Origin of the sequence: Pseudomonas sp. IT-P258 (assembly GCF_949767825.1) — a bacterium.
Taxonomy (GTDB): domain Bacteria; phylum Pseudomonadota; class Gammaproteobacteria; order Pseudomonadales; family Pseudomonadaceae; genus Aquipseudomonas; species Aquipseudomonas monachiensis.
Genome location: NZ_CATKPU010000043.1, coordinates 205,937 through 227,870, shown reverse-complemented (window position 1 = coordinate 227,870; position 21,934 = coordinate 205,937). Strand labels below are relative to the sequence as shown.

Below are 21,934 nucleotides of genomic sequence, written 5' to 3'. Positions count from 1 at the left end.
CCAAGCTGAAGCTTAGAAGAGAAAACCCCTGTCTGGTTCCCTGCCCGGCAGGCTATTTATCGGGCCACTCGTCTACCTTTTGCCGAAAATCAGCCACTTTGCCTGTTTACCGGGCATTTCATCGTTTTTCAGAAAATCCGCCTAATCTTTGGCGCCGTTCAGTCGACATAAATGCAACGCAAAGCCACGTCGCTGGCGCTTGCTCTCCCATTTTGTCGAACAGCCCCTCTGCGGTAGCTCATCCATGACCCGAAACATGAAGTTCAGCCACAAGATATTGCTGGCTGCCGCCCTCGTGGTGGCCGTCGCATTCGCTTGTTTCATCCTGTTCAACGACTATCGCCAGCGCGAAACCTTGCGCAACAGTACCGAGGCCTCGATGCAGGAACTCGGCAGCCTGACCACCAGCAACATCCAGACCTGGCTGGAAAGCCGCATGCAATTGCTGCAGTCGATGGCCCAACAGATCAACGCCGACGGCAATGCTCCCGCTGGCCTGAAACGGATCATCGACCTGCCCGCCTACACCGGCAACTTCCAGCTGAGTTACTTCGGTGGCACCGACGGCGTGATGTTCTCGGTCCCGGCGGGCAACCGCGCGGCGGACTACGACCCGCGCGCCCGCGGCTGGTACAAGGCGGCCAACAGCGCGCAACAGACCATCGTCACCGAACCCTACATCGCCGCCTCCTCCGGCAAGCTGGTAATCACCGTCGCCACCCCGGTGCTGCATCAGGGCCAGATGATTGGTGTCGCCGGCGCCGACATCGACCTGTCCAGCGTCAGTGCAATCATCAATTCGCTGAACTTAGGCGGTCACGGCCATGCGTTCATCGTCGGTGCCGACGGCAAGATCCTGATTCACCCGGACAGCAAGCTGGTACTCAAGAACCTGACCGAGGCCTACTCCAATGGTGCGCCGAAAGTCAGCCCGGGCATGAAAGAAGTCGAGATCGACGGCAAGCGCCAGTTCATCTCCTTCACCCACGTCAACGGCGTACCGTCGGCGGACTGGTACGTGGCTCTGGTGCTCGACCAGGACACCGCGTTCTCGATGCTCAGCGAGTTCCGCACCTCGGCGATCATTGCCATGGTGATTGCCGTGGTGATCATCATTGTGCTGCTGGGCATGCTGATCAACCTGTTGATGCAGCCGCTGCTGACCATGGGTCGCGCCATGCACGACATCGCCGAAGGCGAAGGTGACCTGACCAAGCGCCTGGTCATTCACGGCCACGACGAGTTCGGCGCGCTGGGGCTGTCGTTCAACCGTTTCGTCGAACGCATTCACACCTCGATCATCGAAGTATCCTCAGCCACCGGCCAGGTCAACGAAGTGGCGCTGCGGGTGGTGGCCGCGTCGAACTCGTCGATGCTCAACTCAGACCAGCAAGCCTCGCGCACCAACAGCGTGGCCGCGGCGATCAACCAGCTCGGTGCCGCCGCCCAGGAAATCGCCCAAAACGCCGCCCTCGCCTCGCAACATTCCAGCGATGCCCGCAGCCTGGCCGAAGACGGCCAACAGGTAGTGGATAAAACCATCGCTGCGATGCAGCAACTGTCGGCCAAGATCAGCGATTCGTGCGGCAACATCGAGACCCTCAACAGCAACACGGTCAACATCGGGCAGATCCTGGAAGTGATTACCAGCATCTCCCAGCAGACCAACCTGCTGGCACTGAACGCGGCGATTGAAGCGGCGCGAGCCGGTGAGGCCGGCCGTGGTTTCGCGGTGGTTGCCGACGAGGTGCGCAACCTCGCTCACCGCACCCAGGACTCGGCGCAACAAGTGCAGACGATGATCGAAGAGCTGCAAGTCGGCGCCCGGGCAGCGGTGGGCATCATGACCGACAGCCAGCGCCAGAGCGAAAGCAGCGTCGGCATCGCCAACCAGGCGGGCGAGCGACTGGGGAGCGTGACCCTGCGCATCGGGGAGATCGATGGCATGAACCAGTCGGTCGCCACCGCCACTGAAGAACAGACGGCCGTGGTGGAGTCGATCAACGTCGACATCACCGAGATCAACACACTGAACCAGGAAGGTGTGGAGAACCTGCAGTCGACCTTGCGTGCGTGTGCCGATCTAGAGCAGCAAGCGGCGCGTTTGAAGCAGCTAGTCGGAAGTTTCAGGATCTAAGGCGCGCTCACCGGCCCCTTCGCGGGCTTGCTCGCGAAGACGGCATCAGCAGCGACGAAAAAATTAGAACCGAGACCCGGGCCCCGAAAGAAACTCAATTTCCTCAGCCGTCGATTCCCTTCCCAACACCGCATTGCGATGCGGAAACCGCCCAAACTGCGCAATCACCCTCTGATGCCGCTCGGCAAAGTCCAGATAATCGGCGAACAACGCCCGATCGACCTCCGGCTGCTGCGCCACCAATTCGATGTAACGCGAGACACCTTCGTTCTGCACCGCGAGGTTTTCGCTGTGCTCGAACACCAGGTAGATGAACACCCGCTGAATCGGCTGCAACTGCCGATCGAAATCCGCCGCAATGCCTTGGGCCACGAGTTTCTGTGCCCGGGAATCGCCGGAAAACGCTTTGGGGGTGTCGCGAAAGATCATTCGCGGGATTTGATCGAGCAACAGCACCAGGGCCAGCCAACCTTCGGGACGTTGCATCCACTCGGTCAATCCGCCGGCCAGTGCCTGCTCGGCCAAGTCCCCGAAACGCTCGCGCGCTTCGAGGTCCTGGCTGTCGCGCTTGCCAAACCACAACCTGCCCTTCTGCGCCGCCACTTCCCTCGCTGACCCGGAGTTTCCGAACCACCAATCAAGCAACGGCTGCCAGGGCGCGGTCATGGTTTACTCCTTGTGGTAAGCCGTGACGCGGGCAACTTCTTCTTTCGAACCGAGGAACACCGCAACACGCTGGTGCAGGCCTTCCGGCTGGATGTCGAGGATGCGCTGATGGCCGTCGGTGGACGCACCGCCCGCTTGTTCGACCAGGAACGACATCGGGTTGGCTTCGTACATCAGGCGCAGTTTGCCCGGCTTCGACGGCTCGCGGCTGTCGCGTGGGTACATGAACAGACCGCCGCGGGTCAGGATGCGGTGCACGTCGGCGACCATCGCGGCAACCCAGCGCATGTTGTAGTTCTTTTTCAGCGGGCCTTCATCGCCTGCCAGCAATTCGCTGACGTAGCGCTGTACCGGTGCTTCCCAGTGACGCTGGTTGGACGCGTTGATGGCGAATTCCTGGGTGGCTTCAGGAATGGTGATGTTTTCGTGGGTCAGTACGAAGCTGCCCATTTCACGGTCCAGGGTAAAGCCTTTCACGCCGTCGCCCAGGGTCAGGATCAGCATGGTCTGCGGACCGTAGATCGCGTAACCGGCGGCCACTTGCTGTGTACCTGGCTGCAGGAAGGCCTTTTCATTCAAGGGCTCGTTCTGGCTCAGGTATTCGTTCGGGCAACGCAGTACCGAGAAGATGGTGCCCACCGGGGCGTTGATGTCGATGTTCGACGAACCGTCCAGTGGGTCGAATACCAGCAGGTACGCGCCTTTCGGGTATTTGCCCGGGATCTGGTAGGCGTTGTCCATTTCTTCGGACGCCATGCCGGCCAGGTGACCACCCCATTCGTTGGCTTCGAGCAGGATCTCGTTGGAGATCACGTCGAGCTTCTTCTGCACTTCGCCCTGGACGTTTTCAGTGCCCATGCTGCCCAGAACACCACCCAGGGCGCCTTTGGACACGGCGTGGTTGATCTCCTTGCAGGCACGCGCCACCACTTCGATCAGGAAGCGCAGATCGGCAGGAGTGTTGTTGCTGCGGGTCTGCTCAATCAAATAGCGACTCAAGGTAACGCGGGACATGGAAGGCTCCGGAGGAATGGGGGGGCTAAAAACCCGCGCAGTTTAACGCGAGTCGGGGCGCATTTCCTCCTATCAGACGTGATCGGCCGAAGAGAGTTCATGCGCGGGGGATGAGCGTAGTTGGAAATGGACTGGATGCGAGCCTGGGAACTGCGGTCATTTCGGCATTTTCAGTGACCGGGCGAACGCATTCGCCAGCCTTCTTCAGGATTTGGCTGGCGGTTTGCGCAACAAACTGAACGCCATCGCTGCCAGGAACAGGACACTGAGCAACAACACCGCCCACAAGCCGAATGTCTTCCACTGGGTGTCCGTCGTCGCCAGCGTTTTCTCTGTCGCCGCATTCGGGACCACCGCCCCGACATCCACCTTGGCCCGGCCCAGGGTCGCGAGTTTTGCCGGGCTGTAATCCGGAATCAGCGTCGACAGCGGCAAGTTCGCCGCCTTCGCCGTCGAATTCCCCACGACCAGCGTGTAAGGCCCCGGCCCACGCGCCAGGAACACCAGTTGCGTGGCGCGCACGGCAAACTTCAGCGTCGGCGCCTGATCACCCAGGCCACCGCCGCGTTCGTCCACGGTCAGTTTCAATTGCTGGACGATTTGCCCTGACAGCTGCAATTGGTTTTGCACCACGTCCTGACCGTCCTGGGTCAGGCGATAGAGCAAACCGCTGCCCAACGACTGCCATGGCAAGCTGCTGTCGCGCCGGCCGGCCAGGCTCACTGGCGCCAGGCTGTTGGGCTGGCTCAACTCGACCTGCACCCGCTCGACATTCAGCCCCATCGGCAGCTGCCAGGTGTACTCGCCCGCCTTCACGCTGCTGCCGGCCAACGGCTGGGACCAGACCAACGGCAGCGGCAGGCTGCGGATATTGGCGCTTTGCAGTTGCGCCGAAGTCAGTGTCGGCGCCGAATGCGGGGTGATCCACAGCAACCGCAGGTAGCGTGCCGACTGGCCCGGCAGGTTGACTTCATGCTGTTCGACCCGCTCGTCGGAAAAGGTCAGGCGCGCCACCTGCCCTTCGCCCCAGGACTGCCAATGCTGCAAATCATCGCTGGCTTCGATGGTGAAACGCTGGAATCCGTCGCGCTCGCTGATCCAGTCGAGAACCAACTGCTGCAACGGTGCCTTGATAGACGATGCGTCGAGCAACCAGCCGCGCAACTCCTCCTCACCCGCCTCCAGCTGACTGGAGGGCTGCACCTGGACCAACGTGCCGTTGGTGTTCGATTGCACCCGCACACTCGGCGCGGTTTCAGTGGCGTCCAACGAGCTGTACAACGGAAACCATTTCACCTCGTTCAAGGTGCGGGTTTCATTGCTCCGCGCCGACTCCCGGGCCAAGGCATAAGCCTGAACTTCGCCCACGGCGTTGAACACACGCACGTCGCTCAGGTCCGTCTGCCGTGCATTCAGCTGTACGTTCAGAGGCAGTTCAAGGCGATACCAGGGGCCTTCGCCCGTCACCGACAAAGGCACTTGAGTGGCGAAGTCCGCCGGTTTTTCCTGGGCAACCGCCGATAACACCACACCCATGGCAACAGCCCCCAGCCAACCCAGGTTAAGCTTCTGACTCAAGACGACACTCCTTCGGATTCCGGGACCGGTTTCTCGTTATCCGGCTCAGCTTCGGCACGCTTGGGCGGCAGCGGGGCGAAATAGCCCACCACCAGCAGCAATACACCGACACCGATAAACGACACGATCCGCGCCAGCCCGCCGCGGTTACTCAATTCGACAAAGAACAGCTTGGCCACGACCACGCCGATCAAGGCCGCGCCGATCAACCAGACTTCACGGCGGCGAAGCAAATGGCCGCCGATCATCAGGCTCAGGGCCATCAAGGTCCAGACGATGGACAGGCCGGCTTGCACCCGCATCGACGCCAGCAACAGATCCAGCTCGAACGGCACCCCACTCCAATGGTGTGCCGTACGCATCACCAACGCAGTAAAGAACACGAACAGCGAGGCACCTGCGACCCCTTGCGTGGCGATGGCGGCGTAATCCTCGCGGACCGCCAGTTGTGTCATGGCGCTGCGGGACCAGACATAGACGCCGAACAGCGCCAACAACAGGCCCAGCTCCAGCGGGTTGATCAATGGCACGTAAGGCAGTGGCTCGGCGTTGCCGTCACTGGCGACATTCGCCAGCCAGAACCAGCCGAGCATCAACAACGCCAACGGCGCGGCGGCGTATACACGGTATTCGCGCGGATACGCCGACACCGGCCACGGCCACGCGCGAGGTGCCGCCATCAGCACCAGGTACAGACTGGGCAGAATCGCCCAACCCAACCAGCGCCAGGCGTTGTATTGCTCGGACAACACCAGCAAGCCGTAACGCAACTCCAGAGCCAGCACCCCCATCAACAACCAACAGCCGAGCACATGGGCGACGCTCGTCGCGCGCGCCGGCAGCATGGGCGCCAGGCGTCGCAGGGACATGAAATGCACCACGAACACGGCGGCCCACGCCAGCCAGCCGACGTTGGCTGCCGGGTGATAACGCGAGTGCCAGGCCGCGAGCAGCACCAGTGCCGCTGCGGGAATCAACACCGTGCCGAGTGCCCCAAGAGATGGCCATTTCAGGCGCAGCGCCACTACCGTCCACAGGGCCACACTCACGGCCGCGATGCCCAACAACAAAGGCGCCCGCATCGGCAACGGCGCAAAATGCAGCACTTCGATGACCCAGGCCAACGCCCACCAGCCTGCGCCCCACACCAGCAACGCCTGGGACAATCGCAACAGGCTCAGCCCTTCGAATACTCCAAGCGAATGACCAATCTGCAAACGCCAGGCCCCGACCATCGCCGCCAGCCCCAACACCAGCGGCGCCCAGAATCCGGCATGAGCCAAGGGGTTCAGCTCTTCACTGAACAGCGGCCCCGTCGCCAGGAACAACGCGCCACCCAACAGTTGCACAGCGAGCGCGCTGAACACGAAGGTGCGCGATGGCAGGCGCAAGCCAACCAACAACGTCAGTGCACCGGCCAGGGCCCAACTGATCACCGTGCCGTGGCTGAAGAAAAACAACGGCGCCAGCAAATAGAGAAACGACAGCCCGAGGCACGCCAGGATTGGCAGACCTTTCAGTTCCCAAGGCCTGATCTGTTCCGGCAGGGCTTTACGCAACTGGTAGAAGCTGAACAGCAGCGCGACGCCCAGCAACAGCGCGCCCAGTGGTACACCGCCGAGCAGGCTGCTCTCGCTGTCGTGCAGTTCGCTGAGAAACGCCAGTGCCGACCCCAGTTGCAGGAGTAAGGCAAAGCCCCGGGCCACGGGCCTTTGCTGACGCAGACCGAGCCAGAAGATCCCCGCGCCTTCCACCGCCCATGCCGCTGTCGTCCAGCGTGCATCGAGCCCCAGCGGAATCGCCAGGCTGGCGAAGATCACACCCAAAGCCAGGCAGGTTTCCCCCAGCAACAGCGTGCGCCCGGCCATCAGCCAACGGGCCAGCCCCATGTAAATCATGCCCAGCGCCAAGGCACTGAACGCCGCCGCGAACTCCAGATGCTGCACCAATGCGAACTGCAAGCCGAAACCCACCAGCGGCGGGCCGAACAGCAGCGTGCCGTCGACGTAGTTGCCCTTGCGCGCCGACCACTGCAGCAGCGATTCGCGACTGCCCTCTGCCGGTGCATCGCTCATTTCCAGCAGCCTGCGCCGGGCGAACAGCAGACCAATGGCCAGGTACATCAGGAAAAACAGAATCAGGAACGGCTCGGTACTCCACAACTGCTCCGGCGAGTAGGAGCGCAGGCCCCAGGCGAAACCGATGCCGAAGGTGCCGCTGAACCCGATGACATTCAACAGCCGCCAGGCCTTGAACCAGGCGATGGCGAAGATGCCGGCGTTGAGCAGGGCAAAATAGCTGAACAGTGCGACGTGGCTACCGGCACCGGTGGAGGCCAGCAGCGGCGCGGCGAATCCACCCAGTGCGGCAGCGGCGGCCAGCCCCAGGGAGTCCTGGGTAATGGCGAGAATCGCCGAACAGGCCGTCACCGCCACCAGCAGGCCAAACCCGGCCGAGGGATCGAGCAGCGGATGCAGGCGCATCGCGGCAAACACCGTCAGGTACAGCACGGCGATCCCGGCACCTTGCAGGATCAACGCATAACTGTTGTTGCGCGCTCGCAACCACCAACCCAGCCCGAGCAGTCCCAAGGCCGCCGCCGCAACACCTGCGTAACGCAACTCAACCGGCACCACCACGCCTTCGGTGGCATAGCGCAGCAGAAAGGCCAGGCCGAGGAACAGCAGCACCACGCCGACCCGCAACACGGTATTGCCGCCGAACAACCAGGCACGGGCACGGCTGATGGCGCGATCGATGAAGTTCGGGCCACGCGGGGTGACGGGTGGCTGTGGTTCGCGAGCGGACGGCTCGGACCTCCAGGCATCGACAGGCTGCGAACGCTTGGTTTCGCTGGCTGCGACGGCTACCGGCTCGAGTTCGGGCGGTAGCTCCCAGAGCAAATCCGGGGCTGCGACAGGTACTTCATCAAGGATGGTTTCAGGTGAGGCAAATGGTTCGCGGGCTTGCGGCGCCTTGACGCCCGATGCCTCGAGCAGCGCCAGCCGTTGCTCGACCGCGTGCAGCGCGACCTGGGCCTGCTCCAGCAAACGCTGCTGCTCGAAGGCCTGCGAGTCCATGCGAGCCAAGCGAAGGGCCTGGCCGATACCCAATCCGAGTAACGCGCCCAGCAGCGCATCGCTGAATGACTCGTCAAGTATCCAGCCGAGCACCAGCCCTATCAGCATGAACATCCATTGCATGGTCGATATCCCTAAGCGCATTGGCCAATCCGGAAAGATTAGCTCAGCCGTATCCATAAAGATCGCAGCCTTCGGCAGCTCCTACATAGTCGCGGTATTACGCGATCCTGTAGGAGCTGCCGAAGGCTGCGATCTTTTCCGGCGCGCCAGTATATCCACCTGCCTGAAGACTTACTCCAGTGCCTTCCAGATTTCCGTGGCGTACTCGCGAATGGTCCGGTCCGAGGAGAACCAGCCCATCCGCGCCGTGCTCAACACGGCTGAACGCCACCACTCCTTCGAATCGTGCCAATGGGCTTCGACGCGCATCTGGGCGTGCCAGTAGGAATCGAAGTCGGCGCAGACCAGGAAGCGGTCGTAGTCCACCAGCGAATCGATCAACCCGGCATAACGGGACGGATCATCCGGCGAGAACACCCCGCCACGAATCGCCTGCAGCACATCATTCAGACGATGGGACGCGGCGATATCCGGCACCGCGCTGAACTCATGGTTCTGCTTGCGCGCCTCCACCTGCTGCGCGCTGAGGCCGAAGATGAACATGTGCTCGGCGCCAATGCGGTCGCACATTTCCACGTTGGCCCCGTCCAGGGTGCCGATGGTCAGCGCGCCGTTCAGGCCGAATTTCATGTTGCTGGTGCCTGACGCTTCGAACCCGGCGGTGGAGATCTGCTCGGACAAATCCGCCGCCGGAATGATGCTCTCCGCCAGGCTGACGTTGTAGTTGGGCAGGAACACCACTTTTAGCAAGCCGCGCACGGTCGGGTCGTTGTTCACCACCCGGGCGATGTCGTTGGTCAGCTTGATGATCAGTTTGGCCTGGTGATAACTGGCGGCCGCCTTGCCGGCGAAGATCTTCACCCGTGGTACCCAGTCGATTTCAGGTTCCGCGCGAATCGCCTGGTACAACGCCACGGTGTGCATCAGGTTGAGCAACTGGCGCTTGTATTCGTGAATCCGCTTGACCTGCACGTCGAACATCGCCGCCGGGTTGACCGCCACACCCAACCGCTCATGAATCAGGTACGCCAGGGCTTTCTTGCTGTGCAGGCGTTGCTCGGCAAACGCCTTGCGGAATGCACTTTTCTCGGCGAACGGTTCGAGGGCGCGCAAACGCTCTTCCGGGTTATCCAGCACTTCGGGGCCGAGGGTATCGACCAGCATCGAGGTCAGCTCGGGGTTGGCCTGATACAGCCAGCGGCGGAAAGTGATGCCGTTGGTTTTGTTGTTGATCCGCTCCGGGTAGAGCTTGTGCAGTTCGGAGAACACCGTTTGACGCATCAGTTGCGTGTGCAACCCGGACACACCATTGATGCTGTGGGAGCCGAGAAACGCCAGGTTGCCCATGCGTACCCGGCGACCGTTGTCTTCCTCGATCAGCGATACCGCGCGCAGCACATCGAAATCGTGGATGCCTTTGGCCCGCAGGGAATCGATGTGCTGGGCATTGATCAGGTAAATGATCTGCATGTGCCGCGGCAACATGCGTTCCATCAAACCTACCGGCCAGGTTTCCAGCGCTTCGGGGAGCAATGTGTGGTTGGTGTAGGACAGCGTATCGACGGTGACCTGCCACGCCGCGTCCCATGCCACGTCATAGACGTCGACCAGTTGCCGCATCAGTTCAGCCACGGCAATCGAGGGGTGAGTGTCGTTGAGCTGGATCGAAGCGTGATCGCCCAGGGTCAGCACCGAGGTGTGCATGTTGCGATGGCGGCGCAGCAAATCCTGCAACGAGGCGGCGACGAAGAAATACTCCTGGCGCAGGCGCAATTCCTGGCCGGCCTCGGTGCTGTCCGCCGGGTACAGCACCCGGGAGATGCTTTCGGCCCGGGCCACTTCGGCTACGGCGCCAAGGTGGTCGCCGGCGTTGAAACGCTCCAGATGCAGATCTTCCATGGCCCGGGCGCGCCACAAGCGCAGCGTGTTGACGCTTGCCCCGCGCCAACCGACCACCGGCGTGTCATACGCAATGGCCCGTACGGTTTCCGCCGGGTGCCAGACTTGCCTGGACTTGCCGCTGTCATCGGTCACTGTCTCGACACTGCCGCCGAAGCCGATCGGGTAAACCACCTCCGGGCGCTCGAACTCCCAGGGGTTGCCGAAATCCAGCCAGTGTTCGGTCTGCTCCTGTTGCCAGCCATCGACGATGGCCTGGCGGAACAAGCCGTGTTCGTAACGAATACCGTAGCCATGACCGGCGATGCCGAGGGTCGACATGCTTTCCAGAAAACACGCCGCCAGACGCCCGAGGCCGCCGTTGCCCAGGGCCGCATCGGGCTCCAGCAAGCGAATGCGCTCAAGGTCGACGCCGAGTTCGGTCAGGGCTTCGCGGGCCACGTCGAGCAGGCCGAGGTTGCTCAGGCTGTCGAAGAGCAGCCGGCCGATGAGAAACTCCAGGGAGAGGTAATAAACGCGCTTCTGGCCTTTGCGGTAGATCTGCCGCGTGTGGTCCATCCAGTGCTCGACCATGTGATCCCGCGCGGCCAGTGCAATGGCTTCGAACCAATCGTGGTCGAAGGCGTGATCCGGGTCTTTACCCACTGCATAAGTGAGTTTGGTCAAGACGGCGTCGCGGAATGCGGCCACCTCTGCTTCGCGAACAAGTGGTTCTTGAGTCATCGATAGGACCTCGAGCGAGCTTGGAGTTGTCTGAGCCTAGTCGGTCTGACAGGCGGTAGAGGCTCTGGTTCGGCAGTTTTTGCTTTGAATGCGAGCTGGATCGACATTGCGTTGTCTTGTGCCTGAATCAATGCAGGGCTCGTGCCTATTTTCCGGTTGTTTGCGCCGTCCGTGAAAAAAACTGGCGAAAGGTTGTTCAAAAATCCACCAGTCCCGGTATGATCGCGCGCCCTGATGCACACGCTGGTAACAACCGATGATGAAGCCGAACCTGATCGCCGCCGCGGAGATCGACCGACTCGATACCTGGGCCAAGTACTCCGCCCCGATGTGCGGCTCGTGCATGTCCAGCTGCTGCACCCTGCCGGTCGAGGTCAAGATCAAGGATCTGGTCCGTATCGGCGTAGTCGATGAATTCGAGCTGGGTGACCCGCCGAAGAACATCGCCAAACGCCTGCAAAAGGAAGGTTTGGTCGAGCGTTTCAACCAGAAGTCAGGAATCTTCACCCTCCAGCGCATGAGCAACAACGATTGCTACTACCTGGATCGTAAGAGCCGTCTGTGCACTATTTATGAAAAGCGCCCGGATACTTGCCGCAATCACCCGAAAATCGGCCCGCGGCCGGGGTATTGCGCGTACAAGCCCAAGGAAGTGGAGCGCGAGAGCAGCAGCCGCCGGACTTTGGAAAAGTTTTAAGCCTGAAAAGATCGCAGCCTTCGGCAGCTCCTACAGAAATGCGCACGACTGTGCTTTTGTAGGAGCTGCCGAAGGCTGCGATCTTTTTTATGGCTTCAGACAAACAAAAACGCCCCCGGCCTTTCGACCGGGGGCGTTTTCGTTAAGCCGGGCTAAATCTTATGCCTTGGCTTTCTTGGCAGCGCGGGTACGCTCGCTTTCGTCCAGGATCTTCTTGCGAAGACGGATGGACTTAGGAGTCACTTCACACAGCTCGTCGTCCTGGATGAATTCCAGAGCCTGTTCCAGGGTGAAGCGAACAGGTGGAACCAGGGCGATGGTTTCGTCTTTACCCGAAGCACGCATGTTGTCGAGCTTCTTGCCCTTGGTAGGGTTGACGCCCAGGTCGTTGTCACGGCTGTTCAGACCAACGATCTGACCGTTGTAGATTTCCTGACCGTGTTCTACGAACAGCTTGCCACGCGCCTGCAGGGTTTCCAGGGAGTAGGTCAGTGCCTTGCCGGTTTCAACCGAAACCAGAACGCCGTTCTGACGGCCGGACATGTCGCCGGACTTCATCACGTCGTAACGGTCGAAGATCGAGGTCAGGATGCCAGCACCGTTGGTCAGGGTCAGGAACTGGTTACGGAAACCGATCAGACCACGAGCAGGGATGTTGTATTCCAGACGTACACGGCCCTTGCCATCCGGCACCATGTTGGTCAGGTCGCCCTTACGCAGGCCCATCTCTTCCATCACCTTGCCCTGGGATTCTTCCGGCAGGTCGATGGTGACGTTTTCGAACGGTTCGTGCTTCACGCCGTCAACCAGACGGATAATCACTTCCGGACGGCCTACAGCCATTTCGAAGCCTTCGCGACGCATGGTTTCGATCAGTACCGAGAGGTGCAGTTCGCCACGGCCGGAAACCTTGAACTTGTCAGCCGAGTCGCCTTCTTCAACGCGCAGTGCAACGTTGTACAGCAGCTCTTTGTCCAGACGTTCCTTGATGTTACGGGAAGTCACGAACTTGCCTTCTTTACCGCAGAATGGCGAATCGTTTACCTGGAAGGTCATGGAAACGGTTGGCTCGTCGACGGTCAACGGCTTCATCGCTTCAACGGTGTCCGGGTGGCACAGGGTGTCGGAGATGAACAGCGAGTCCATACCGCTGATGCATACGATGTCGCCTGCAGCAGCTTCTTCAACGTCCACACGGTGCAGACCGTGGTGACCCATCAGCTTCAGGATACGACCGTTACGCTTCTTGCCGTCGGCGCCGATAGCGACAACCGGGGTGTTCGGCTTGACGCGACCACGAGCGATACGGCCAACACCGATAACACCCAGGAAGCTGTTGTAGTCCAGTGCGGAGATCTGCATCTGGAACGGACCTTCACGGTCAACAGCCGGCGCCGGTACGTTGTCGACGATCGACTGGTACAGCGGGGTCATGTCTTCAGCCATTTCGGTGTGGTCCAGACCGGCAATACCGTTCAGGGCCGAGGCGTAGACGACTTTGAAGTCCAGCTGTTCTTCGGTGGCACCCAGGTTGTCGAACAGGTCGAAGATCTGGTCCAGAACCCAGTCCGGACGCGCGCCTGGACGGTCAACCTTGTTGATGCACACGATCGGACGCAGGCCGGCTTCGAAAGCCTTCTTGGTCACGAAACGGGTTTGCGGCATAGGGCCGTCTTGAGCGTCAACCAGTAGCAGAACGGAGTCGACCATCGACATTACGCGCTCAACTTCGCCGCCGAAGTCGGCGTGGCCCGGGGTGTCCACGATGTTGATGTGGTAGCCGTTCCAGTTGATGGCGGTGTTTTTCGCCAGAATGGTAATACCGCGCTCTTTTTCCTGGTCGTTGGAGTCCATCACGCGCTCGTCGTTGAGCTCGTTGCGCTCCAGGGTGCCGGATTGACGCAGGAGTTTGTCTACCAGGGTGGTCTTACCATGGTCAACGTGGGCAATGATGGCGATGTTGCGTAGATTTTCGATCACTTGTGTATCTCGATCAGAGGATTCGGTGTGCTGACAAGTCTTGGCAGCGATTAACAGTAGCGTCCGTGAAAGCCGTTACAGCTTGACGGTGGCATCGGGGGGCCGGTGACGCAGGCCACAGGCAAACAGCCCCGGGCACTTAGCTCGGTCGATAAACGCGCACATTGGCATGCCCCTCACTGAGCAAATGGTGGGCATGCAGGCGACTCATCACGCCTTTGTCGCAATACAGCAGGTACTGGCGAGTAGGGTCCAGTTCCTTGAAACGAGCGTTAACTGCATAAAACGGCATCGTTTGTACCTCGATGCCAGCGAGGTCCAGCGGGTCGTCTTCAGCGGCATCCGGGTGACGGATGTCGATGACGATCTGACCGGCCAGCGCTTCGCTGACTTCTTCAATCTGCAAATCCTGGCCCAGTTCATCGATCACGCGATCGATCGGCACCAGCTTGGCGTTTTCGAGCGCACGCTCGAGTACCGCCATATCGAATTCTTTCTCTTCATGCTCGACGCGATGGCGCTTGGCCGCGGTCTTCGGATTGACCGAGATGACGCCGCAGTATTCCGGCATGTGCCGGGCGAAATCGGCGGTGCCGATTTCGTTGGCCGTGTCGATAATGTCCTGCTTGTGCGCGACGATCAGTGGGCGCAGGACCAGTTTGTCGGTCACGCAGTCGATCACTGACAGGTTCGGCAACGTCTGGCTCGACACCTGGGAGATCGCCTCACCGGTGACCAGTGCGTCGATGTGCAGTCGATCGGCAATTTGGGACGAAGCGCGCAACATCATACGCTTCAATACTACGCCCATATGACTGTTATCGACTTTGCCGAGAATTTCGCCCAGCACTTCTTCGAACGGCACACTGACAAATAGCACGCGTTGGGAGCTGCCGTACTTCTTCCAGATGAAATGCGCGACTTCCATGACGCCCAGTTCGTGGGCACGTCCGCCCAGATTGAAGAAGCAGAAATGCGCCATCAGGCCGCGGCGCATGATCTGGTAGGCCGCCACGGTGGAGTCGAAGCCACCGGACATCAGCACCAGGGTCTGCTCCAGCGCGCCCAGCGGATATCCGCCGATGCCGTTGTGCTGGCTGTGGATCACGAACAACCGTTGGTCGCGAACTTCGATCCGGACTTCGATTTCCGGCTTTTTCAGGTCGATCCCGGCGGCACCACACTGACGGCGCAACTGGCTGCCGACATATTTTTCGATATCGATCGAGCTGAACGGGTGCTTGCCGGCGCGCTTGCAACGTACCGAGAAGATCTTGCCGGCCAGTGCATCACCGTAGTGCTGCTTGCACTTTTCAACGATGTCGTCGAAATCGCCCAGCGGGTACTCATCGATTTGCAGGAAATGCGCGATGCCCGGCATGCAGCTCAGGCGTTCGCCCATCTCCTTCAAGGCCTTTGGGTCGCTGACACGGGTTTCCAGCTCGAGGTTGTCCCACACGCCGTTCACCACCACGGCCGGGTCCAGATCGCGGAGCACGGCACGGATGTTCTTGGCCAATTGACGGATGAAACGCATCCGTACCGGGCGGCTCTTGATGGTGATCTCGGGGAAGACTTTTACGATTAATTTCATGGAAACAGCGCGCGCATGGCCTGCCGAAAAAGGGGGGCGCGGATTATAGCGGAAATTGCTCAAGGTTTAACCAGTTAATGTGCAGAAGGTTTCGCGCGCACCAAAACAGGTCATTTGCAGGAGGCGGCGCCACATTACAGGGCGAGATTTTCTGCTTTAAAGCGCAATATGCCCCCGCAAGCGTGTTTTTGGGGCAAAAAACCCATGCTGGGGCACTGGCATGCAATTTGCTCCCTTGTGAGGCAGGTTGCCTTGGCAGAGTATTCGCGCCGGCATCACCCACATTTAAGGGCATCCACTACTAGCCCGAAGCCACCCGGAGGACACTATGTCGAAGTCGGTTCAACTCATCAAAGATCATGACGTCAAGTGGATTGATCTGCGCTTCACGGACACCAAAGGCACTCAGCACCACGTGACCATGCCGGCTCGCGATGCGCTGGATGACGACTTCTTCGAAGTCGGCAAAATGTTCGACGGTTCCTCCATCGCTGGCTGGAAAGGCATCGAAGCCTCCGACATGATCCTGATGCCGGACGACTCCACCGCCGTCCTGGATCCGTTCACCGAAGAACCGACCCTGATCCTGGTCTGCGACATCATCGAACCTTCGAGCATGCAAGGCTACGACCGCGACCCACGTGCGATCGCCAAGCGCGCCGAAGAGCACCTGAAAGCCACCGCTATCGGTGACACCGTATACGCAGGTCCAGAGCCAGAGTTCTTCATCTTCGACCAGGTGAAGTTCAAGTCCGACATTTCCGGCTCCATGTTCAAGATCTACTCCGAACAAGGTTCGTGGATGTCCGACCAGGACATCGAAGGCGGCAACAAAGGCCACCGTCCAGGCGTCAAAGGCGGCTACTTCCCGGTTCCGCCGTTCGACCATGACCACGAAATCCGTACCTCCATGTGCAACGCACTGGAAGAAATGGGCCTGACCGTCGAAGTTCACCACCACGAAGTGGCGACTGCCGGCCAGAACGAAATCGGCGTCAAGTTCAACACCCTGGTGAAGAAAGCCGACGAAACCCAAACCCTGAAGTACGTCGTGCACAACGTTGCCGATGCCTACGGCCGTACCGCGACCTTCATGCCTAAGCCTCTGTACGGCGACAACGGCTCGGGTATGCACGTACACATGTCCATCTGGAAAGATGGCAAGAACACCTTCGCAGGCGAAGGTTATGCCGGCCTGTCCGACACCGCCCTGTACTTCATCGGCGGCATCATCAAGCACGGTAAGGCCCTGAACGGCTTCACCAACCCGGCAACCAACTCCTACAAGCGTCTGGTTCCAGGCTTCGAAGCTCCAGTGATGCTGGCCTACTCGGCTCGCAACCGCTCCGCTTCGATCCGTATTCCTTACGTGTCGAGCCCGAAAGCCCGCCGTATCGAAGCACGCTTCCCGGATCCGGCTGCCAACCCGTACCTGTGCTTCGCCGCACTGCTGATGGCTGGCCTGGACGGCATCCAGAACAAGATCCACCCTGGCGACGCTGCTGATAAAAACCTGTATGACCTGCCGCCTGAAGAGGCCAAAGAGATCCCACAAGTTTGCGGCAGCCTGAAAGAAGCCCTGGAAGAGCTGGACAAAGGTCGTGCGTTCCTGACCAAAGGCGGCGTTTTCAGCGACGACTTCATCGACGCTTACATCGCCCTGAAAAGCGAAGAAGAAATCAAGGTACGTACCTTCGTACACCCACTGGAATACGAGCTGTACTACAGCTGCTGATCCGGTAGCGTCGCAACACGCGGCGTGACAAAAAGAGGCCTCCTTCGGGAGGCCTTTTTTGTGGGCAACTTCCGACAATGAAACCCGACATCTCCTCGGGCACACACGGCATCGTCCGGCATCAACCAACTTGAATGACTCGTAGCCTGCTCACTACCTGCAATCAACGGATGGAATGATGAAAACCTTCCCACTCAAGACGCTACTGGCCGCTCTCACCACCTTCGCCCTCCTGGGCTGCAACACAATCCCCCAGTCGACAGAAATCAAACGGGAAATCCTGCTGCAAAGCAGCAAGTCGTGGGATAACACACCTTACATTCGCTACCCGGATGCCGCGCCCGAACTGACCGTGCTCAAACTCACGATCCCTGCCAATAGCAAACTCCCCTGGCACACTCATCCGATTCCCAACGCGGCTTACATCCTCTCTGGCGAGCTGATAGTCGAAGACAGGAACAGCGGCCAGACCCGGCGTATCAAACCAGGCGAAGCGCTGGCTGAAATGGTCAACATCACCCATCGCGGCGTCACCGGCGATGAACCGGTAGAACTTGTTGTGTTCTATGCTGGCAGCGAAGGCATTCCATTGGCGGAGTAGTCCTTGCTTCACACAGGAAGTCCGAATGCGGCCACTTTTACTCCTTCTACTGCTGTCCTTCATTTTTCCTGTGATGGCCCAAATCTACAGATACACCGATGCTGCCGGTAATACCGCCTACAGCAATCAACCGCCCGATGGCGTTGAAGCCCGGGCGGTGGATCTGCCACCACTCAACAGCATCGAACGCCAACCACCCGGCGATCTTGCGCAACCTCAGGCAGGCAATATCCCCGAGCCAATCCACGGCGCCTACGAAAAACTGGAACTCACCGGCCTGCCCACCACAGAAGCGTTACGCGCCAACAATGGCACCTTCACGATAAACGTACTGATCAAACCGCACCTGCAACGCCCTCACCTGTTGCGCCTGCTGCTGGACGGTCAACCCTACGGCGAGCCAGGCAATGTACCGACCCTGCAACTGGTGAACATCGATCGCGGCGAACACCGTCTCGCCGTACAAGTGATCGATGGCGAAAATGTTGTGCAGCAGAGCCCGGCGGTGACATTCACCGTACAGCGGGTGCACAAGCCTTGAAGGCCTGGTTACTGATCGCCTGCCTGATCGCCCTGCCCGCCTCGGCAGAGGTCTTCATGTATCTCGATGCTCAGGGCAATCGGGTTTTCACCGACCAGCCCAAACCCGGCGACGCCAGGCGCGTACCACTGATAACGAGCAATCGAATAGCGGCCACTCCCACCAGTGCAGCGCCATCGCTTGCCCAGAGCAGCCCCGAAGTACAAGCGCTGTTCCACTATGAGGTGCTGCGCATCCTGATCCCGGAACCCGACGCAACCATCCGTAGCAACACCGGCGAAGTCATCATCAGCGCCACCAACGAACCCGCCCTGCAACCCGGCCACCGTTACCGGTTGCTGCTCGACGGCCAGCCCACCGCCGACCCCGGCCTGAGCCCGGTGTTCGCCTTGAGCAACATCGATCGCGGCAGCCATACCCTGTCCGTGGAAATCCTCGACGAACAGGGACGCATCGTCGAACGCACCGCCAGCCAGCCTTTCCACATGCAGCGCACGTCTCTCGCCCAGAAGCGCAGGATCAAACCCTGTGTCCTCGAAGACTACGGCCAGCGGCCGGAATGCCCGCTCAGCGACAAACCTGGCGAAGAAAAAAATCCTTTCCTGAGACTTTTCTAACCTCATTCAGGTTTGCGCACTATATTGGTGCAATAGCTTGCACCGCACTCACATTCCAACCCATTTTGGTTCGAAAGTACCCGCGAAAGCTGGCAGAACGCCACGCAAACGAGCGTCAAACGCCTGTTTCAGGCCTTGAGCGCTTCTTTTCGGAGCCTTGGTTTGGTTTTTGCATTTTGCCCGTACCAGCGTTTTTTTTGCGCATGCTCTGCCCTAAAAGAGGTCCCGATGACCATTAGCGACGCGCTCCACCGTTTGCTACTCGACAACCTCACCACTGCCACCATCCTGCTCGACGCCGAACTGCGCCTCGAGTACATGAACCCGGCGGCGGAGATGCTGCTGGCCATCAGCGGTCAGCGCAGCCATGGGCAGTTCATCAGTGAGTTGTTTACCGAATCGACCGAGGCGCTGAACTCGTTGCGCCAGGCCGTCGAGCAAGCGCACCCGTTCACCAAGCGCGAAGCGATGCTCACCGCCCTCACCGGCCAGACCCTGACCGTCGACTACGCGGTAACGCCGATCCTGAGCAACGGCGACACCATGCTGCTGCTCGAAGTCCACCCTCGCGACCGCCTGTTGCGGATCACCAAGGAAGAAGCACAGCTGTCGAAACAGGAAACCAGCAAGATGCTGGTGCGCGGCCTTGCCCATGAAATCAAGAACCCCCTGGGCGGGATACGCGGCGCGGCACAATTGCTGGCCCGGGAACTGCCGGAAGAAAGCCTGCGCGACTACACCAACGTCATCATCGAAGAAGCCGACCGCCTGCGTAACCTGGTGGACCGCATGCTCGGCTCCAACAAGCTGCCGTCGCTGGCCATGTGCAACATCCACGAAGTGCTTGAGCGTGTCTGCCATCTGGTGGAGGCCGAAAGCCAGGGCTGCATCACCTTGGTGCGCGACTACGATCCAAGCATTCCCGACGTCCTGATCGACCGCGAGCAAATGATTCAGGCCGTGCTGAACATCGTGCGCAACGCCATGCAGGCCATCAGCAGCCAGAACGAACTGCGCCTGGGTCGCATCAGCCTGCGCACCCGAGCGATGCGCCAGTTCACCATCGGCCACGTACGCCATCGCCTGGTGACCAAGATCGAGATCATCGACAACGGTCCGGGCATCCCGGCAGAACTTCAGGAAACCATTTTCTTCCCCATGGTCAGCGGTCGTCCGGACGGTACCGGGCTGGGCCTGGCCATTACCCAGAACATCATCAGCCAGCACCAGGGCCTGATCGAATGTGACAGCCACCCCGGCCACACCACCTTCTCGATCTTTCTGCCACTGGAACAAGGAGCCACATCGACATGAGCCGTAGTGAAACCGTGTGGATCGTCGATGACGACCGTTCTATCCGTTGGGTCCTGGAAAAAGCCTTGCAACAGGAAGGCATGACCACGCAAAGCTTCGACAGCGCCGATGGCGTGATGAGCCGCCTGGCGCGCCAGCAGCCGGACGTGATCATCTCCGACATCCGCATGCCCGGCGCCAGTGGCCTGGACCTTCTGGCGCGGATTCGCGAACAGCACCCACGGCTGCCAGTGATCATCATGACCGCTCATTCCGATCTGGACAGCGCTGTCGCGTCCTATCAGGGCGGCGCCTTCGAGTACCTGCCCAAGCCGTTCGATGTCGACGAGGCGGTTTCCCTGGTCAAGCGCGCCAACCAGCACGCTCAGGAACAACAGGGCCTGGAAGTGCCCCCGACCCTGACCCGCACCCCGGAAATCATCGGCGAAGCGCCGGCGATGCAGGAAGTGTTTCGCGCCATCGGGCGCTTGAGCCACTCCAACATCACCGTGCTGATCAATGGTGAATCGGGTACCGGCAAGGAGCTGGTGGCCCACGCGCTGCACCGTCATAGCCCGCGCGCCGCTTCGCCATTCATTGCGCTGAACATGGCGGCGATCCCCAAGGACCTGATGGAATCCGAACTGTTCGGCCATGAGAAAGGCGCATTCACGGGCGCCGCCAACCTGCGTCGCGGGCGTTTCGAACAAGCCGATGGCGGTACGCTGTTCCTCGACGAAATCGGTGACATGCCCGCCGACACCCAGACCCGCTTGCTGCGGGTACTGGCCGATGGCGAGTTCTACCGCGTCGGTGGTCATGTGCCGGTGAAGGTCGATGTGCGCATCATCGCTGCGACTCACCAGAATCTGGAAACCCTGGTGCACGCCGGGAAATTCCGAGAGGACTTGTTCCACCGCCTCAATGTGATCCGCATCCATATCCCGCGCCTGTCGGATCGTCGCGAAGACATCCCGACCCTGGCCAAGCACTTCCTCGGCCGCGCCGCCCAGGAACTGGCGGTCGAGCCTAAGCTGCTGAAAAGTGAAACCGAGGAATACCTGAAGAACTTGCCGTGGCCCGGCAACGTGCGTCAGTTGGAGAACACCTGCCGCTGGATCACGGTGATGGCTTCGGGTCGCGAAGTGCACATCGGCGACCTGCCGCCGGAACTGCTGAGCCTGCCGCAGGACTCGGCACCGGTCACCAACTGGGAGCAGGCCCTGCGCCAGTGGGCTGACCAGGCACTGGCCCGTGGTCAGTCGAGCCTGCTCGACAGCGCTGTACCAGCCTTCGAGCGGATCATGATCGAGACCGCCCTCAAGCACACCGCCGGTCGCCGCCGCGATGCCGCCGTCTTGCTGGGCTGGGGACGCAACACCCTGACCCGCAAGATCAAGGAATTGGGGATGAAGGTTGATGGCGGGGATGATGATGAGGGGGATGAGGGTTAAATCTGGCTTTCGAGTTTAGTCGCAAGCGAAAAGATCGCAGCCTCCGGCAGCTCCTACAGTCGTACGCAAGACCCAGTAGGAGCTGCCGAAGGCTGCGATCTTTTTTGGCCGATAACAACGCCCCATGCACCGCCGCAATGCACCGTGAACCGCAATCGCGCACAAAAACAGCTTCGAATCCCCGCCTGCTTTCGCAACCGAA

General features: G+C 60.3%; 15 protein-coding genes and 1 pseudogene. 9 read left to right on the top strand and 7 right to left on the bottom strand.

Annotated features, from left to right (window positions below; translation table 11 throughout):
- Positions 1 to 244: 244 nt before the first annotated feature.
- Both ACM6G4_RS16955 and ACM6G4_RS16950 read left to right on the top strand, forming a co-directional pair.
- Positions 245 to 1,279, top strand: a pseudogene (locus ACM6G4_RS16955) (cache domain-containing protein); the annotation flags it as partial.
- 93 nt (positions 1,280 to 1,372) lie between these two features.
- On the top strand, positions 1,373 to 2,137 hold the full coding sequence (locus ACM6G4_RS16950) for a methyl-accepting chemotaxis protein (RefSeq protein ID WP_414914295.1): 765 nt from the start codon (positions 1,373 to 1,375) through the stop codon (positions 2,135 to 2,137).
- Positions 2,138 to 2,200: 63 nt separating this feature from the next.
- Here the strand turns inward: ACM6G4_RS16950 and ACM6G4_RS16945 are convergent, their stop codons facing one another.
- The 5 genes from ACM6G4_RS16945 to ACM6G4_RS16925 all read right to left on the bottom strand — a co-directional run bounded on the left by ACM6G4_RS16945 (position 2,201) and on the right by ACM6G4_RS16925 (position 11,220).
- The gene (locus ACM6G4_RS16945) at positions 2,201 to 2,803 is read right to left on the bottom strand and encodes a DUF924 family protein (protein WP_056725774.1); all 603 of its coding nucleotides are present in this window, start codon (positions 2,801 to 2,803) and stop codon (positions 2,201 to 2,203) included.
- 3 nt (positions 2,804 to 2,806) lie between these two features.
- A complete protein-coding gene (locus ACM6G4_RS16940; RefSeq protein WP_007975526.1) occupies positions 2,807 to 3,817 on the bottom strand; it encodes a class 1 fructose-bisphosphatase in 1,011 nt (336 codons plus the stop codon).
- Positions 3,818 to 4,021: 204 nt separating this feature from the next.
- Positions 4,022 to 5,395 (bottom strand): DUF3999 domain-containing protein, encoded by a 1,374-nt coding sequence (locus ACM6G4_RS16935; RefSeq protein ID WP_414914157.1) that lies wholly within the window; start codon positions 5,393 to 5,395, stop codon positions 4,022 to 4,024.
- The gene (locus tag ACM6G4_RS16930) at positions 5,392 to 8,598 is read right to left on the bottom strand and encodes a DUF2339 domain-containing protein (protein WP_414914156.1); all 3,207 of its coding nucleotides are present in this window, start codon (positions 8,596 to 8,598) and stop codon (positions 5,392 to 5,394) included. The genes ACM6G4_RS16935 and ACM6G4_RS16930 overlap by 4 nt, the downstream gene beginning before the upstream one ends.
- Positions 8,599 to 8,769: 171 nt before the next feature.
- Complete coding sequence (locus tag ACM6G4_RS16925; RefSeq protein ID WP_409078521.1) at positions 8,770 to 11,220, bottom strand: glycogen/starch/alpha-glucan phosphorylase; 2,451 nt, start codon at positions 11,218 to 11,220, stop codon at positions 8,770 to 8,772.
- Positions 11,221 to 11,476: 256 nt separating this feature from the next.
- On the opposite strand from ACM6G4_RS16925, the gene ACM6G4_RS16920 reads away from it, so the two are divergent.
- Complete coding sequence (locus ACM6G4_RS16920) at positions 11,477 to 11,917, top strand: YkgJ family cysteine cluster protein (RefSeq protein ID WP_056725779.1); 441 nt, start codon at positions 11,477 to 11,479, stop codon at positions 11,915 to 11,917.
- Between the two features lie 159 nt (positions 11,918 to 12,076).
- Here the strand turns inward: ACM6G4_RS16920 and typA are convergent, their stop codons facing one another.
- Positions 12,077 to 13,897, bottom strand: coding sequence for a translational GTPase TypA (typA, locus tag ACM6G4_RS16915; protein WP_007989225.1), 1,821 nt, complete (start codon positions 13,895 to 13,897; stop codon positions 12,077 to 12,079).
- Positions 13,898 to 14,036: 139 nt separating this feature from the next.
- Complete coding sequence (gene thiI, locus ACM6G4_RS16910; RefSeq protein WP_056725781.1) at positions 14,037 to 15,491, bottom strand: tRNA uracil 4-sulfurtransferase ThiI; 1,455 nt, start codon at positions 15,489 to 15,491, stop codon at positions 14,037 to 14,039.
- Between the two features lie 328 nt (positions 15,492 to 15,819).
- Between thiI and glnA the strand changes: the two genes are divergently transcribed.
- From glnA to ntrC, 6 genes are all read left to right on the top strand, one after another.
- Complete coding sequence (gene glnA, locus ACM6G4_RS16905) at positions 15,820 to 17,226, top strand: type I glutamate--ammonia ligase (protein WP_008002929.1); 1,407 nt, start codon at positions 15,820 to 15,822, stop codon at positions 17,224 to 17,226.
- A 178-nt stretch (positions 17,227 to 17,404) separates the two neighbouring features.
- Positions 17,405 to 17,827 (top strand): cupin domain-containing protein, encoded by a 423-nt coding sequence (locus ACM6G4_RS16900; protein WP_414914294.1) that lies wholly within the window; start codon positions 17,405 to 17,407, stop codon positions 17,825 to 17,827.
- A 25-nt stretch (positions 17,828 to 17,852) separates the two neighbouring features.
- Positions 17,853 to 18,368: a DUF4124 domain-containing protein gene (locus tag ACM6G4_RS16895; RefSeq protein ID WP_056725784.1), complete on the top strand. Its 516-nt coding sequence runs from the start codon at positions 17,853 to 17,855 to the stop codon at positions 18,366 to 18,368.
- Positions 18,365 to 18,985: a DUF4124 domain-containing protein gene (locus tag ACM6G4_RS16890; protein ID WP_223541781.1), complete on the top strand. Its 621-nt coding sequence runs from the start codon at positions 18,365 to 18,367 to the stop codon at positions 18,983 to 18,985. The genes ACM6G4_RS16895 and ACM6G4_RS16890 overlap by 4 nt, the downstream gene beginning before the upstream one ends.
- A 228-nt stretch (positions 18,986 to 19,213) precedes the next feature.
- Positions 19,214 to 20,299, top strand: a complete 1,086-nt coding sequence (glnL, locus tag ACM6G4_RS16885; RefSeq protein WP_056725787.1) for a nitrogen regulation protein NR(II) — start codon at positions 19,214 to 19,216, stop codon at positions 20,297 to 20,299.
- Entirely contained in the window at positions 20,296 to 21,732 is a 1,437-nt protein-coding gene (gene ntrC, locus ACM6G4_RS16880) for a nitrogen regulation protein NR(I) (RefSeq protein WP_056725788.1), read from the top strand. Before glnL ends, ntrC begins: the two co-directional genes overlap by 4 nt.
- Positions 21,733 to 21,934: the final 202 nt, after the last annotated feature.